We start from the raw sequence: 14,928 nt of genomic DNA on the forward strand, positions 1-14,928 counted from the left end.
GCACTGATGGCGGCATCGTTTCGGTCATGTCAATTCGTGCGAGGCGTTGTGCTATTCCATTGGGGTGTCAGTCGTTCCTACACTGAAGCCCCGCCGCACGGGGGCTGCGGGAGGCAGGTTGCCGACGGGCCCGGGGGAGGCGCGTGTGACTGACCGGGGCTGGGACGAGGACGACACCCGGCCGTACTTCTTCCTCTCCTACGCGCACACCCCGAAAGCCGGTGCGCGGGGCGCCGGCGATCCCAACCACTGGGTCCGGCAGCTGTACCGGGACCTGTGCGAGGCGGTGCTGCAGCTCACCACTGTCCCGGACGGGGTGCCGGTGGGCTTCATGGACGAGTCCATGCACCAGGGCGAGTTGTGGGCCGAACGGCTGTCCGGCGAACTGGCGTCCTGCCGGGTGTTCGTCCCGCTCTACTCCCCCCGGTACTTCAACAGCGTCCCGTGCGGGCAGGAGTGGCACGCCTTCACCCGCCGCCCGGTGTACCCGGCGAACCTCGACTCCGAGCGCACCAGCGGCATCGTCCCGGTGCTGTGGGCGCCGATGAGCCGCTACCGGCTGCCGAAGGTGGCCGGCGAACTCCAGTTCAACCACGCGAGCTTCGGGCCCGACTACGCCACCGAGGGCCTCTACGCCCTGATGAAGCTCAGCTACTTCCGCTCCGCGTACGAGCTGGCCGTGCACCGCCTGGCGGCCCGGATCGTGCAGGTCGCGGAGGAGACGGTGATCCCGATCGGGCGGCGGCTCGAATTCAACGGCCTCCCCAGCGCGTTCAACGTCACCGCCCCGACCAAGCAGCTGCGGATCTCGGTGCTCGCCTACCACCAGGGCGAGCTGCCGGAGGACCGCAGCCCCGACTACTACGGCGAGCGGCGCACCGACTGGCACCCGTACCGGCCGGTCGGGTCGCCGATCGCCCAGCACGCGGTCCGGCTGGCACGGCAGTTGGGGTTCCAGCCGACCGTGCACGAGTTCGACGACGAGGTCGAGTCGATCATCGAGGGCAACGCCGAGGCCCCCGGCCTGCTGCTGCTCGACCGCTGGGCGCTGCGCGACCCGCGCCGGCGCGAGCTGGTCCGGCGCTTCGACCGCTCGGACTCCACCTGGGTGAGCGTCCTGGAACCGTGGAACGCCGACGACCCGGAGTGCGAGGAACGCGCGGGCGAACTGGGCCCGTTGAGCGACGAGGCGCTGCGCATCACCCGGCGGGCCAGCCGCCCGAGCTTCCTCGGCGCGACCGGCCCGACCGGGCTGCACTCGCTGGAGGACTTCGACGACGCGCTGCCCCGGGCGGCGATGAAGGCCAAGTACGCCTTCGAGGGCCGCACCAGGGCCGAGCCGGAGGAGCCCCCGCCGCCCCGGCCGAGCCTGCGGGACGCGTTCCGGCGCGGAGGGGCCGGGTACGGACCGGACGGGGACGGACCGGAAGGCCCCGGAACGGACTCCTACGACCAGGGCCCGGGCGCCACCCGCACGAACGGCAACGGCAGCGGCAGCGGCAGCAGAAACGGCAACGGCAACGGAGGCCGCAGCCGCACCGGCCCCCGCAACGACCGTGACGACCGCGACGACCGCGACGACCGCAGCGACCCGTACCGCGAGCACGACCAGTACCGCGACGACGGCGATGACCCCGATGACGGGATGGCGCCCCTGGGAGGACGAGGAAACCGATGACCGAGAACCGCACCAGGAACCTCCGCCTCGGCGGCCTCACCGCCGCCGACCTCGCCGCCCACCGGGAGGCCGAGCGGCAGTCAGCGGCGCAGGACCGCAACGGCCGGATCATCACCTTCTACTCCTACAAGGGCGGCACCGGCCGCACCATGGCCCTCGCCAACACCGCCTGGATCCTCGCCGCCAACGGCTTCCGGGTGCTCACCGTGGACTGGGACCTGGAGGCGCCCGGCCTCGCCAAGTTCTTCCACCCCTTCCTCGACCCGGCATCCCTCGCCGGCACCACCGGGATGATGGACCTGATCGCCGAGTACCGGGAGGAGGCGCTGCGCCCGGTCGAGCACGCCGAGGGCTGGCACCTGGACTTCGCCCGGGTGCACCCGCACGCGCTCTCGCTCGCCTGGCCGTACTTCCCGGCCGGCGGCAGCCTGGACTTCCTCTCCGCGGGCCAGTTCAACCGCGACTACTCCGAGGCCGTCACCCATCTCGACTGGGACATCTTCTACGACCGCTTCGACGGCGGGCAGTTCTTCGACGCCCTCAAGGCCGACATGGCCAAGCGCTACGACTACGTGCTGATCGACTCCCGCACCGGCCTGTCCGACATCGCCGAGATCTGCACCGTCCAGATGCCCGACGACCTGGTGGTCTGCTTCACCCTGAGCGACCAGTCCATCGACGGCGCCTCCCGGATCGCCCAGCACATCCACGACCGCTACCGCGAGCGCGGCATCCGCATCCTGCCCGTCCCGATGCGCATCGACGAGGGCGAGAAGGAGAAGGCGGACGCCGGCCGGGCCCTCGCCCGGGTCCGCTTCGACGGCCTGCCCTCCGGCCTCAACGGCGACCAACTCGCCCAGTACTGGGGCTCCGTGGAGATCCCGTACCGGCCGTTCTACGCCTACGAGGAGATCCTCGCCACCTTCGGCGACCAGACCGGCACCCAGACCTCGATGCTGGCCGCCTGCGAGCGGCTGACCTCCATGCTCACCGACGGCCGCGCCCCCGGCCTGCCGCCGATGGACGAGGCGGTGCGGCTGCGCTTCGTGGACGCGTTCACCCGCCGCCGCCCCTCCGTCCCCGCCGACCTCTACCTCTCCTACGTCCCCGAGGACCGGATGTGGGCGGACTGGATCGAGTCCGTGCTGACCCGGGCCGGCTTCCGGGTGCTGCCCCGCGACCTCAGCGCCGGCACCGACCCGCGCGAGGAGACCGAGCGCGGCATCGACTCCGCGTACCGCACCGTCGCCGTGCTCTCGCCCGCCTACCAGCGCTCCCCGCAGGCCCGCGCGCTGTGGGAGTCGGTGGTCAGCTCCGACCCCTCCGGCACCCGGCGCCAGCTGCTGCCCGTCCGGGTCGGCGACGTGCGCCTCACCGCGCCGTTCAGCAACCGCAACCCGGTCGACCTGGTCGGCCGCGACGAGGCTCAGTCGATCCAGAGCCTGCTGCGCGCCCTCGGCCGGGGCGACGTCCTGCTCGGCGACGCGCCCAGCGGCGGGCCGCGCTTCCCCGGCAGCAAGCCCTCGGTGTGGGACGTCCCGCCGCGCAACCCGTCCTTCACCGGCCGCGCCGCCGTCCTGGAGCAGCTGCGCAACCAGCTGCGCGGCGGCATGGCGGCCGTGCTGCCGACCCCGCAGACCCTGTACGGGCTCGGCGGCGTCGGCAAGACCCAGGTCGCGCTGGAGTACGCCCACCGCTTCATGTCCGACTACGACCTGGTCTGGTGGATCGACGCCGAGCAGACCGAACTGGTCGCCCCGGCCCTGGCCGAACTCGCCCGCCGGCTCGGCCTGCGGGTCGGCGACTCCGTCACCGAGGCCGCCGAGGCCGCCCGCGAGGCGCTGCGGCGCGGCGTGCCCACCGCCCGCTGGCTGCTGATCTTCGACAACGCCGACGAGCCCTCCGAGATCCGCCGCTTCTTCCCCGGCGGCTCCGGCCACATCCTGGTCACCTCCCGCAACCAGGCCTGGACCGGGCACGCCGAGGCGTTGGAGGTCGACGTCTTCACCCGCGGCGAGAGCGTCGAGCACCTGTCCCGGCGCGCCCGCAGCCTCTCCCGCCCCGACGCCGACCGGGTCGCCGAGGCGGTCGGCGACCTGCCGCTCGCCGTCGAGGTCGCCGCCGCCTGGCTGGACACCACCGGCACCCCGGTGGAGACCTACGTCGCCCAACTGCACGCCGAGGCCGCCCGCGCCCTGGCCGTCGGCCGCCCCGCCGACTACCCGACCCCCGTCGCGGCGACCTGGAACGTCTCCATCGGACGGCTGCGCCAGCAGTCCCCGGCCGCCGTGCGGCTGCTGCAGCTGTGCGCGTTCTTCGCGCCCGAGCCGATCTCGATGAACCTCTTCTACAGCGACCAGATGATCCGGGCGCTGGTGAAGTACGACGCCGACCTCAGCGACAAGTTCATGCTCGGCAAGGTGATCCAGGCGATCGGCCGGTACGCGCTGGCGAAGGTCGACGCGGGCAGCAACAGCTTCCAGGTGCACCGCCTCGTCCAGGCGGTGATCCGGGCCGGGATGACCGCCGACGAGCAGGAGGTCGCCGTCCACGAGGTGCACCGCATCCTCACCGGCGCCCGGCCCGTCCTCGGCGACACCGACGACCCGGCCAACTGGCCCGCCTTCGACGAGATCTGGCCGCACCTGTCGCCCTCCAAGGCGCACAACTGCGACGAGGCGGACACCCGCCAGCTGCTCATCGACCGGGTCCGCTACCTGTGGAAGCGCGGCGAACTCGACCGCGCCCGCGACCTCGGCCACGCCCTCGACGCCGAATGGACCAGCAAGCTCGGCGAGGACGACCGGCAGACCCTGCTGCTGCGCTTCCAGCTCGCCAACGTCCTGCGCTCCCAGGGCAACTACGCCGAGGCGCTGGCCCTGGACGAGTCCACCCTGGAACGCCAGCGGGCCCTGCTCGGCGAGCACCACCCGTACACCCTGATGACGGCCGGCTCGCTCGGCGCCGACCGCCGCGCGCTCGGCCGCTTCCAGGCCGCCCTCGACCTCGACCGGGAGATCCTCGACCAGTTCCGCGAACTGTTCGGCGACGACAACCCGCGCACCCTCTCCATGGCCAACAACCTGGCCATCGACTACCGGCTCGTCGGCGACAGCGAAGCCGCCCGCGAACTCGACCAGGAGACCCTCGACCGGCGCACCGCCGTCCTCGGGCCGAAGCACCCCTACACCCTCTCCACCAAGTCCAACCTCGCCCGCGACCTGCGCGAACTCGGCGACTACCGCGGCTCGGTCGACCTCCTCCAGGAAGTCACCTCCGACCTCGGCGACGTCCTCGACCCCGACCTCCCGGAGAACCTGCGCAACGCCAAGTCCCTCGCCGTCTCGCTGCGCCGCATCGGCCAGCTCGCCGAGGCCCGCCGGATCACCAAGGAGACCTACGAGCGCTACCTGGAGCGCTACGGCGCCGACGCCCCCGACGCGCTCGCCTGCGCGCTCAACCTGGCCGCCGACCACAGCGCCTCCGGGGACAAGGAAGCCGCCCGCGACCTGTGCTCCACCGTCTTCGAGGGCCACCGGCGGCTGTTCGGCGACGAGCACCCGTTCACCCTGGCCTGCGCCAACAACCTCGGCATCTACCTGCGCGGCAGCGGCGACGTCCAGGGCGCCATCGAACGCGGCCGGCTCACCGTCGAGGGCCTGACCCGGTCCGTCGGGGCCGAGCACCCCTACACCCTCAACGCGGTGATCAACCTGGCCAACGCCTACGGCGACGACGGGCAGTTGGGGCTCGCCGAGCAGCTCGGCCGCTCCGCCCACCAGGGGCTGTGCGACCGCTACTCGTCCCAGCACCCGGACGCGGTGGCCTGCGAGGCCAACCTGGCGGTCACCCTGCGGGCCGCCAACCGGCACAGCCAGGCCGCCGAACTGCGCTCGCGGTCGATCGCCGAGCTGATCCGGCAGTTCGGCGAGGAACACCCCAACACGGTGTCGGCGCGCGGCTGGAAGCGGATCAACCGCGACCTGGAGCCGCAGCCGGTGTGACCGGGAGGGCGGGGTACGCTGCGGCACCATGAGCACCCCGCCCCCGGTCCTGGTCACCCGGCGCCTCGCACCCGGCGTCCTCGAACGGCTCACCGCCCACCACGCCGTCACCTGCCACGACTCCGACCTGGCGATGGACCGGGCCGAGCTGCTGGCCGCCGTGCCCGGCCGCCGGGCCGTGCTCACCACCCTGGACGACCGGGTGGACGGCGAGTTCCTGGACGCGGCCGGCCCCGGGCTGCGGATCGTCGCCAACCACGCCGTCGGCTACCACAACATCGACCTGGCGGCCTGCGCCGAGCGCGGCGTCCTGGTCTCCCACACCCCGGGCGTCCTCACCAATGCCACCGCCGACATGGCCTGGGCGCTGCTGCTGGCCGCAACCCGCCGGCTCGGCGAGGGCGAGCGGCTGCTGCGGGCCGGCACCCCCTGGACCTGGGCCCCGAACTTCCTGCTCGGCCTGGAACTGGCCGGGACCCCGCTGGGCGTGCTCGGCATGGGCCGGATCGGCCGGGCGGTGGCCCGCCGGGCCCGCGCCTTCGACATGCCGGTCAGCTACCACAACCGGCGCGAACTGCCGCCCGAGCAGGCCGCGGGCGCCGACCTGAAGCCGCTGGAGGAACTGCTGGCGACCTCGACCGTGCTGGTCGTCACCTGCCCGCTCGGCGAGGCCACCCGGCACCTGCTGGACGCCCGCCGGCTGGCCATGCTGCCGCGCGGCGCGGTCGTGGTCAGCATGACCGCCGGGGTGGTGGACGAGGAGGCGCTGGCCGCCGCGCTGGAGTCCGGCGCGCTGTTCGCCGCCGCCGTCGACAACTTCGAGCACGAGCCCGCCGTGCCGGCCGCGCTGCTCGCCCAGGAACGCGCCGTCCTGGCCCCGCACCTGGGCAGCGCCACCGTCGCCACCCGGCAGGCGATGGGCGCCCTGGCGGTGGACAACGTCCTGGCGGTCCTGGCCGGAGGGCAGCCGCCGACCCCGGTACGGCGCTGAGCCGGGCGGGCCCGTAGCCCTGCGGCCCTGCGGCCCCCGCGGCCCCCGCAGCCCCTCGGCTCCGGCTAGCCGGCCGCCCAGGCCAGCGCGGTGGTCATCACCCGGAACGCCCCGAAGTGTGCGGCGCCGGGCTCCAGGAACAGTTCGGCGCCCGGGATGTGGTCGGCCAGCCAGCGGGAGTGGTCGACCGGCGAGAACTGGTCGTCCGCGCCGTGCCAGAGCCAGGTCGGCACCCGGATCGACCCGACGTCGAAGCCCCAGTCGGCGGTGAAGGCCAGCACGTCGTCGATCCAGCCGTCCGCGCCGTGCCGGAACGCCTCCCGGTAGTTGCTCTGCAGCATCCGCCGCAGCCCGCTGTCGGCCACCACCTCCCGGTCGGCGGAGGAGAGTTCGGTGCGCAGCCCGTTCAGCAGCCGGACCGGGTCGTCCTTGATCTGCCGGGAGCGGAACTCCATCGCGTCGGCGATCCGGCCGTGCCCGCGCTCGGCCTCCTTGTACGCGCGGACGTTGGACGGGGTCATCCCCGCGTACCAGTCCAGTCCGGTCGCGTCGCGCGGCGCCAGCCCCACCAGCACCGCCACCCGGCTGACCCGCTCCGGCAGCAGCGCCGCGCAGGCCAGCGCGTGCGGGCCGCCGCCGGAGCGGCCGAGCACCGCGAAGTCGTCCAGCCCGAACTCGTCCGCGATGGCCCGGACGTCGGCCGCCGCCGCGCTCACCCGGCGGCCGAACAGCCGGGCCGAGTCGCCGTAGCCGGGCCGGTCGTACGAGATCAGCCGCACGCCCAGCCGGTACAGCACGGTGCTGCGCGGGTGCGGGCCGACCCGGCTGCCGGGCATGCCGTGCAGCAGGAACACCGGCCGGCCGCGCGGGTCGCCGAGGGACTCTACGGCGAGGGCGCGGTCGTCCGCGGCCTTGACCATCCGTAACGACACCTGCGGCCTCCTCAGTGCTCCCGGTCGGTCTCGTGCTGGTCGGTGCCGTGCTGGTCCGTCTCGTGCTGGTCGGTGCCGTGCTCCTGGTGGGCCCCGTACTCCCGGTCGGTGGTGGTGCGCACCTCCCGGCGGGCCTGCCAGGTGGTGTGCTCGCGGGAGATCGCGTCCTCGGCGTCCCGGGCCAGGCGGGCCCAGACCTCCTCGGCGTCCGGCGCGTCCAGGTCCAGCTCGGCGAGCTGGCGCTGGATCTCGGCCAGCTCCTCGGCGGCCAGCCCGTACGCGGCGGCCAGCGGCCGGTACTGGCGCAGCTGCGCCCACGCGGTGACCGAGGCGGCCACCGCCGAGACCGTGCCCAGCGCGTCGTAGCTGAACGCGCCGAGTGCCCGCAGCAGCGCCAGCACCAGTCCGAGCGCGGGCAGCAGCACGCCCAGCACCCCGGCCCAGTGCCCGGCCCGGGCGCAGTAGCGGGCCTTGGCGCGGTACCAGTCGCGCTGCACCTGGATCCGCTCGCCCAGGTACACCTCGCGGCGCACCGCGAGCGGCTGGTCGCGCAGGTCGCGCATCGGGGCGGTGATCCCCACGCCGCTCCCGGGCAGGGCCGCCGGGCTGTCCCGGAAGGCGTCGAGCACCCGGCCGAGCTGGAAGCGGTACAGGCCCTCGGCGTCCGGCAGGGCGCGCGGCGGCGGCTGGTAGGCGTCGGCCCGGACGGCGTACTTCCAGACCAGCGTCTTCACCGACTCGGCGGCGGCCCGGCCCTCGTACCAGAGGCCCTGCGGGTTCTGCCGGCTGATCACCACCGCCAGCGCGATCGCGCCGAGGTAGGCGACGGCCGCCGGCCAGGCCCAGAGCACGCCGTCGGCGGAGCCGGTCGCGGCGGCGACCACCAGCAGGACCAGCTCCCACGCGGAGAGCCGGACCGAGTGCTGCTGCCCGCGCAGCGAGGCCGCGTCGGCGGCCCAGAAGAACCCGGGCAGCAGGTCCCGCTCACGCACCCAACCGGTCCGTCCCGCACCAGACGCCATGTTCGGCCCCCACCCGTCGCTCAGGTCGCACCGCTCTCCTGCCCCGGGCGGCTTCCGGGTACGCCTGGAGCGGCCCGGGTCGGCCCGCATTGGCCGGGAAGTCCCGGTGGATTGTCCGGTACGCCCCGTGTTCGCTCAGGTACCGAGCGTGCACGGGGCCGGTGGGCCGCCCGGGGCCGGTAGGTGGAGGGGTCGGTAGGCGCAGGGGTCAGTAGGTGTAGAAGACCCGCTCGGCGTTGGCGGCCATCTGCCCGGCGTTCCACTCGGTGCCGCCCGGGACGTTGCCGGAGCGGAACAGCGGCGGGGCGGGGGAGTCCCCGGCGGCCGCCCGGTCGGCCAGCCGGCCGACCGCCGAGGCGACCACGGCCTGCATCAGCGCGCTGGTCACGATGGTGGAGACCGGGCCGAAGGAGGTCTCGGCGCCCGGGCGGGTCAGCTCGCCGTCGCCGACCGCGATCTTGCTGTCCAGCACCACGTCGCAGTGGTCCTTGAGGTACGTGCCGGACGGGTGCGCCGAGGGGACCCGGGCCGGGTAGGCCAGCGAGGTCACCCCGACGACCTTCATGCCGCGGTCCCGGGCGTACCGGGCCAGCTCGACCGGCATCACCTGGCGGCCGGACAGCGAGATCACGAACAGCAGGTCGCCGGCGGTCGCCGGGGTGAGGTCCAGGGTCGCGGTGGCCAGGCCGGAGACCCGCTCCAGGGCGCTGGACAACGGCGCGGGCATCACCGTCACGCCGGACATGCCGGGCACGTTCAGCAGGTTCACCGGGACCAGGCCGCCGGCCCGGTAGACCACGTCCTGGGCCGCCAGCGAGGAGTGCCCGGCACCGAAGGTGAACACCCGGCGGCCTTCGGTGACCGCCTCCGCCAGCAGCGCGGCGGCCGCCTCGATGGTGTCCGCCTCCTCGTCGCGGACCCGCCGGAGGTGGGCGATCGCGGCGTCGAAGTAGCTGCCGACCAGGTCGTTCATCGGGTGCCTTCGCTCTCTGCCGGTGGGGGAGCCGGCCGGGTGGGGCGGCCGGGGTGGCCCGGACCGCCGGTGGAGAAAGCTACGGCCAGCACGGTCGCGCCCCGGTGGTCCCGCTGTCAACAGGAACGAAATTCGGCACCCCGGGCCCCTGCGCGGGCCCGGTTGTCGCCCCGGTACGTCAGAATTGGCGATGAGGACACCGAGGAACGGAGCCAGCGGCGATGTCTGGGCTGATCGACACGACAGAGATGTACCTTCGCACCATCCTGGAGCTGGAGGAGGAGGGCATCGTCCCGATGCGCGCCCGGATCGCCGAGCGCCTGGAACAGAGCGGTCCCACGGTCAGCCAGACGGTCGGGCGGATGGAGCGCGACGGCCTGCTCCAGGTCGCCGGGGACCGCCACCTCGAACTCACCGAGGACGGCCGGCGGCTCGCGGTGCGCGTCATGCGCAAGCACCGCATCGCCGAGTGCCTGCTGGTCGACGTGATCGGCCTGGAGTGGGAGCAGGTGCACGAGGAGGCCTGCCGCTGGGAGCACGTGATGAGCGAGACGGTCGAGCGCAAGGTGCTCGCCATGCTCGGCCACCCCACCCAGTCCCCGTACGGCAACCCGATCCCGGGCCTGGACGAGCTGGGCGACACCAAGGCGGAGGGCGAGGGCTTCGACGCCGGGCTCGTCCCGCTGGACACCGTCAAGCCGGGCGAGTCCGGGGCGGACGTGGTGGTCCGCCGGATCGGCGAGCCGATCCAGACCGACAGCGCGCTGATGAGCACCCTGCGCCGGGCCGGGGTCCGGCCCGGGTCCACGGTCAAGGTGAGCGCCGGCGTCGCGGGCGTGCTGGTCGGCACCGGGGACAACGCGGCGGAGCTGGGCAAGGACATCGCCCAGTACGTGTTCGTCGCCCAGGCCTGAGGCGCACCGGCCGGGTACGACGGCCGGGTACGACGGCCGGGTACGACGACCGGGGCCCGCTGCTCTCCCGTGCAGCGGGCCCCGCTCGTCCTCCCCGTCCCTCCCTGCTCCCTCCCTGATCCCCTCCTGCCCCTCCGCTGCCTCGCCCGGCTTCCCCGTCCGAGCGCCCCTTCCGGCGTCCCCTCGACGCAATTCCTCCCCTCGGCCGATCATGGCAATCCTTGAGTGCCGTCACTCGTACGAGGGGCTTTCCGGGGCTGACCAGCGGGTATGCGGAAGCCTTATCCGGACGTGCGTATGACGGGCCCCGCCTCCGGTGGGAGGCGGGGCCCGTCACTCGCGCGCGTGGTGTCGCGCGCCGCGCGCCCTCGCCCGATAGGCGCAGGGCGGCCGTCCTGGGGCGGGCGGGCCGCCGGGGGCCCGGCTCAGCCCACCGCCGCCGGCTGGGCGGCCCGGGCGCCGTGGAAGACGGGCGCCTCGCGGCCGCAGGCGTACGCCAGCGGGCTGATCAGCTCGGCCGCGTCCGGCAGCCAGCGGTTGAGCGCGGAGGGGGAGCGGGCCCACTGTGAGTAGCCGGTGGAGCCGATCCGGGACGGCGGGGCGACCGTCCAGTCCCCCTCGCCGCGGGCGACCAGGTCCAGCCGGCCGGGCGGCCAGCCGAGCCTGCGCAGCATCTCGGGGAGCTTGGCCGCGACGCCGGGCAGCACCAGGAAGTGCAGCCGCCGGCCGATCCGCCCGGGCGCGGCGGGCAGCACCGCCACCGGGCCGAGCTGGAGGTCCATCCGCTCCATCCGGGCCAGGGCCAGGCAGCCGGCCGTCTCCGGTACGTCCAGCACGTCGAAGGACCGGCCGGTGGGCAGCAGGATCGAGGCCTGGGGCCGCTCCGTCCACCAGCGCCGCACCGCGCCCGGGCCCGCGCTCGCCCTGCGCGCCCAGTCCGCGTCCAGCGGGTGGGCGCCCGGCAGCGTGCAGCGCGGGTCTGCGCAGGAGCAGTGGGCGGGCCCGTCGCCGTCGATCAGCCAGGTGCCCGGGGCGACCTCCCAGTGTCGGTTCTCGGCGTAGCCGACGGCTTCGATGAGCAGCGGGGGCAGGTCGGCGTTCTTGTCCTGGCCGGAGGCGTCGGGGGTGTCTTCCACGCGCTGCTCAACTACCGTGTGTGAGGCTGGTTACGGCCCGGGGGTGCCCGGTTGGGCGCATCCCGGCAATGTCACCCGATCCGGTTACTCAAGAGAGTTGGAGCGGCCGGGGGTGGGCGCAGCGGGGGCGCACGGGAGCATTTCCCAGGGCGCAAGGGGGGTGCGGTTCGTCACCGTGGGTATCCCGCTGGCGTTGCTGATCGCTAACCTGGTGTCAGATTCCTTGGACGGTCGGACAGTCGGCAACAGATCAGCAGAAGCGTCGCCCGCCGGCCGGGTCCGGAGGGTGTGGGGAGGCGAAGCCCAATGGCCGCGAGACCACTCGTCGCACGACAGCCCAACGAGCGCCTGCAGCAACTGATCCAGGAGGCCAGCTGCTCCAACGCCGGCCTGGCCCGGAGGGTCAACCTCTGCGGCGCCGAGCACGGACTGGACCTGCGCTACGACAAGACCTCCGTCGCCCGCTGGCTGCGCGGTCAGCAGCCGCGCGGGCAGGCGCCGGCCGTGATCGCCGAGGCGCTCGGCCGCAAACTCGGCCGCAGCGTGTCGGTCGAGGAGATCGGCATGGCGGACGGCAAGAACCTCAGCTCGGGCATCGGGCTGCAGTTCGCGCCGACGCTCGGTGCCGCCCTGGAGCAGGTGTGCGAGCTGTGGCGCAGCGACGTCGGCAGGCGGGACTTCCTGACCGGGGCGACGGTCGCCGCCTCCGCGCTGGTGGAGCCCAGCCGGGACTGGCTGATCACCCCGCCGGATCCGGTGGTGGCGCGCGGCGGCGGCCCCCGGGTCGGCCCGACCGACGTGGCCGCGATCAAGGCGACCACCGCGATGCTGGTCGACCTGGACCACCGCTTCGGCAGCGGGCACGTGCGCCCGGTGGTGGTGCACTACCTCAACTCGGTGGTCTCCGGCCTGCTCGGCGGCGCCTACCGGGAGGAGACGGGGCGCCAACTCTTCGCCGCGGTCGCCCGGTTGACCGAACTGGCCGGCTACATGGCGGTGGACACCGGGCAGCCCGGACTGGCCCAGCGCTACTACATCCAGGCGCTCCGGCTCGCCCAGGCGGCCGACGACCGCGGCTACGGCGGCTACGTGCTGGCCGCCTCGATGAGCCACCTGGCGGCCACCCTCGGGAACCCGCGGGAGATCGCCCAGCTCGCCCGCGCCGCCCAGGAGGGCGCCCGGTCGGTGGCCACCCCGACGGCGATGGCGATGTTCTACGCCGCCGAGGCCCGCGGCCACGCCCTGCTCGGCGACGCCCGTTCCTGCGAGGCGGTGTCGGCCAGGGCGCTGGAGATGATGGAGAAGCGCCGCCCGGAGGACGACCCGGACTGGATCGCCCACTTCGACGACGCCTACCTCGCGGACGAGTTGGCCCACTGCCACCGGGACCTGGAGCAGGCCGGCCCGGCCGAGCACTACGCCCGCCGGGCGCTCGACCTGCACCCGCCGACCCGGGTGCGGCGCCGGGCGGTGGACCTGGTGCTGCTGGCCACCGCGCAGTTGCAGCAGCGGGACCTGGAACGCGCCTGCGAGACCGGCACCCAGGCGGTCCGGCTGCTGAGCGGGCTGCGCTCCAACCGGGGCGTCGAGTACCTGGACGAGTTCCGGCGCCGGCTGGAGCCGTACCGCGAACAGCGGGTGGTCCGGGAGTTCCACGCCCGGGCGGACGCGGAGGCGGCCTGACCCGGGGCGGCCCCGGATCGTCTGTGCAGGGAGCGTGACGGATGTCTCGCCCACGTGGTCACCCGGTGAGCCGAACCGGTAGCGTGGGCGTGACGTCCAAGGAACTGTGATGCCCCCAAGAACCGACGAGATGTGGTCCGCCGTCAGCGCGCGGTCCTGCACAGGTGAGGAATCGCGTTGAGTCAGCGCCGCTCGTACCCCAACTCGGGTGACTTCAACCTGGACGACCTGTTCCGCCCCGAGCCCCAGGGCCAGCCGGGACAGCCCCAGTTCCAGGGGCAGCCGGGGCAGCCGCAGGGCCACTCGGCGGTGCCGCCGGTGGGGCAGCCGTCCGGGCAGCCGGAGTACCTCGGCGAGGGCGGGCACGCGCTGCCGGGCCAGTCGGTGCCGGGCCACGCGGTGCCCGGGCAGTCGCTGCCGGGTCACTCGCTGCCGGGCCACTCCGTGCCGGGGATGCCGTCGCCCGGCCAGGCGATGCCCGCGCCGGGCGCCTCGTGGGGCGGGCAGCAGCCCGGGTACGGCGTTCCGCAGGCCGAGCCGGCCCCGGAGACGCAGTACCTGCCGCCGTACCCGGTCGGCGACCCGCAGGCGGGCGGCTACCCGGCGCCGCAGGCCCAGCCCGGCTACCCGCAGCCCCAGCCCGCTCCGGGCTACCCGGCCTACCCGGTGGCCGCGCAGCCGCAGCAGGCCTACCCGGCGCAGGAGTACCAGCCGGGCTACAGCCAGGGCGGGAACCAGGGCTACACCGGGGACTACGGCCAGGACCGCGGGCCGGACCCCGACGCGACCCAGGCGGGCGGCTCCGGCCGCGGCCGTCCGTCGAGCAAGCTGATCATCGGTGGTGTGGTGGCGGGCTGCGCGGCGGCCGGCGTCCTGGTCGCCGTCCTGGTGAGCGGCGGCGGTGGCGGCGAGACCACGTCGGACAAGAAGAACTCCCCGGTGGCGGCGGGCAGCACCAGCGCCCCCGGGACGGCGAGCGCGAGCGGTTCCGGGGCCGCTGTCGACCCGGACGTCAAGGCGCAGGCGCAGCCGCTGTCGGACCTGCTGGGCACCGCGAGCGACAGCCGCAGCTCGGTGGTCTCCGCCGTCGCCTCGGTGCAGAAGTGCGACAAGCTGCCCGAGTCCCAGCAGGCGCTGACCGCCGCAGCCGGCAAGCGGCGCGAGCTCCAGAGCAAGCTCGGCCAGTTGAAGACGGACAAGCTGCCCGGCGGCCAGCAGCTGGTCGAGCAGCTGAACGCGGCCTGGACCGCCTCGGCGCAGGCCGACGACGAGTACGCGGCCTGGGCGCAGGACGCGCAAGGCTCCTGCGACGCGAAGAAGCAGGACAACCAGCACTACAAGAACGCCGTCCAGGCCAGCGGCACCGCGACCACCGCGAAGAAGCAGGCCGCCACGCTCTGGAACACGATCGCCGGCCAGAGTGGCCTGCCCAACCGCGGCGACGGCGACCTGTAGCGGGCGCGTGAGCGAGCGGGGGCGGGGGCCGGCCGGCCCCCCCCCCCCCGCCGGTGGGCCCCCCCCCCCCCCGCACCCCCGCGGGGGGGCCCCCGCGGGCACCCCCCCGCCCGCCCCCCACCCCCCCCGGCGGCTGGGAC

General features: G+C 74.2%; 10 protein-coding genes. 6 read left to right on the forward strand and 4 right to left on the reverse strand.

From position 1 onward, the window contains the following. Window positions 1-145: 145 nt before the first annotated feature. Genes ACFQ6N_RS09155 through ACFQ6N_RS09165 form a run of 3 tightly spaced genes read left to right on the forward strand, consistent with a single transcriptional unit; the run spans window position 146 to window position 6,673 of the window. Complete coding sequence (locus tag ACFQ6N_RS09155) at window positions 146-1,678, forward strand: TIR-like protein FxsC (protein WP_380647965.1); 1,533 nt, start codon at window positions 146-148, stop codon at window positions 1,676-1,678. Continuing rightward, window positions 1,675-5,682, forward strand: coding sequence for an FxSxx-COOH system tetratricopeptide repeat protein (gene fxsT, locus ACFQ6N_RS09160; protein WP_380647966.1), 4,008 nt, complete (start codon window positions 1,675-1,677; stop codon window positions 5,680-5,682). The genes ACFQ6N_RS09155 and fxsT overlap by 4 nt, the downstream gene beginning before the upstream one ends. Window positions 5,683-5,710: 28 nt before the next feature. Beyond that, a complete protein-coding gene (locus tag ACFQ6N_RS09165; protein ID WP_380647968.1) occupies window positions 5,711-6,673 on the forward strand; it encodes a 2-hydroxyacid dehydrogenase in 963 nt (320 codons plus the stop codon). Window positions 6,674-6,738: 65 nt separating this feature from the next. Here ACFQ6N_RS09165 and ACFQ6N_RS09170 read toward each other — a convergent pair whose 3' ends face one another. From ACFQ6N_RS09170 to ACFQ6N_RS09180, 3 genes are all read right to left on the reverse strand, one after another. Next, entirely contained in the window at window positions 6,739-7,593 is an 855-nt protein-coding gene (locus ACFQ6N_RS09170; protein ID WP_380647985.1) for an alpha/beta fold hydrolase, read from the reverse strand. A gap of 23 nt (window positions 7,594-7,616) precedes the next feature. Next, window positions 7,617-8,597 carry a DUF4231 domain-containing protein gene (locus tag ACFQ6N_RS09175; RefSeq protein ID WP_380647970.1) on the reverse strand — a complete coding sequence of 327 codons (981 nt, stop codon included), beginning with the start codon at window positions 8,595-8,597 and terminating at the stop codon, window positions 7,617-7,619. Between the two features lie 238 nt (window positions 8,598-8,835). After that, window positions 8,836-9,600, reverse strand: coding sequence for an SIS domain-containing protein (locus tag ACFQ6N_RS09180; protein ID WP_380647972.1), 765 nt, complete (start codon window positions 9,598-9,600; stop codon window positions 8,836-8,838). A 221-nt stretch (window positions 9,601-9,821) separates the two neighbouring features. On the opposite strand from ACFQ6N_RS09180, the gene ACFQ6N_RS09185 reads away from it, so the two are divergent. Continuing rightward, window positions 9,822-10,514, forward strand: a complete 693-nt coding sequence (locus ACFQ6N_RS09185) for a metal-dependent transcriptional regulator (protein WP_380647973.1) — start codon at window positions 9,822-9,824, stop codon at window positions 10,512-10,514. 425 nt (window positions 10,515-10,939) lie between these two features. On the opposite strand, the gene ACFQ6N_RS09190 is transcribed toward ACFQ6N_RS09185, so the two are convergent. Next, entirely contained in the window at window positions 10,940-11,650 is a 711-nt protein-coding gene (locus ACFQ6N_RS09190) for a bifunctional DNA primase/polymerase (protein ID WP_380647974.1), read from the reverse strand. Window positions 11,651-11,956: 306 nt separating this feature from the next. Between ACFQ6N_RS09190 and ACFQ6N_RS09195 the strand changes: the two genes are divergently transcribed. Further along, a complete protein-coding gene (locus ACFQ6N_RS09195) occupies window positions 11,957-13,333 on the forward strand; it encodes a transcriptional regulator (RefSeq protein WP_380647975.1) in 1,377 nt (458 codons plus the stop codon). A gap of 177 nt (window positions 13,334-13,510) precedes the next feature. Further along, entirely contained in the window at window positions 13,511-14,788 is a 1,278-nt protein-coding gene (locus ACFQ6N_RS09200) for a hypothetical protein (RefSeq protein ID WP_380647976.1), read from the forward strand. The last annotated feature ends 140 nt before the right edge of the window (window positions 14,789-14,928 follow it).

It is taken from the genome of Kitasatospora sp. NPDC056446, assembly GCF_042796115.1.
GTDB lineage: Bacteria > Actinomycetota > Actinomycetes > Streptomycetales > Streptomycetaceae > Kitasatospora.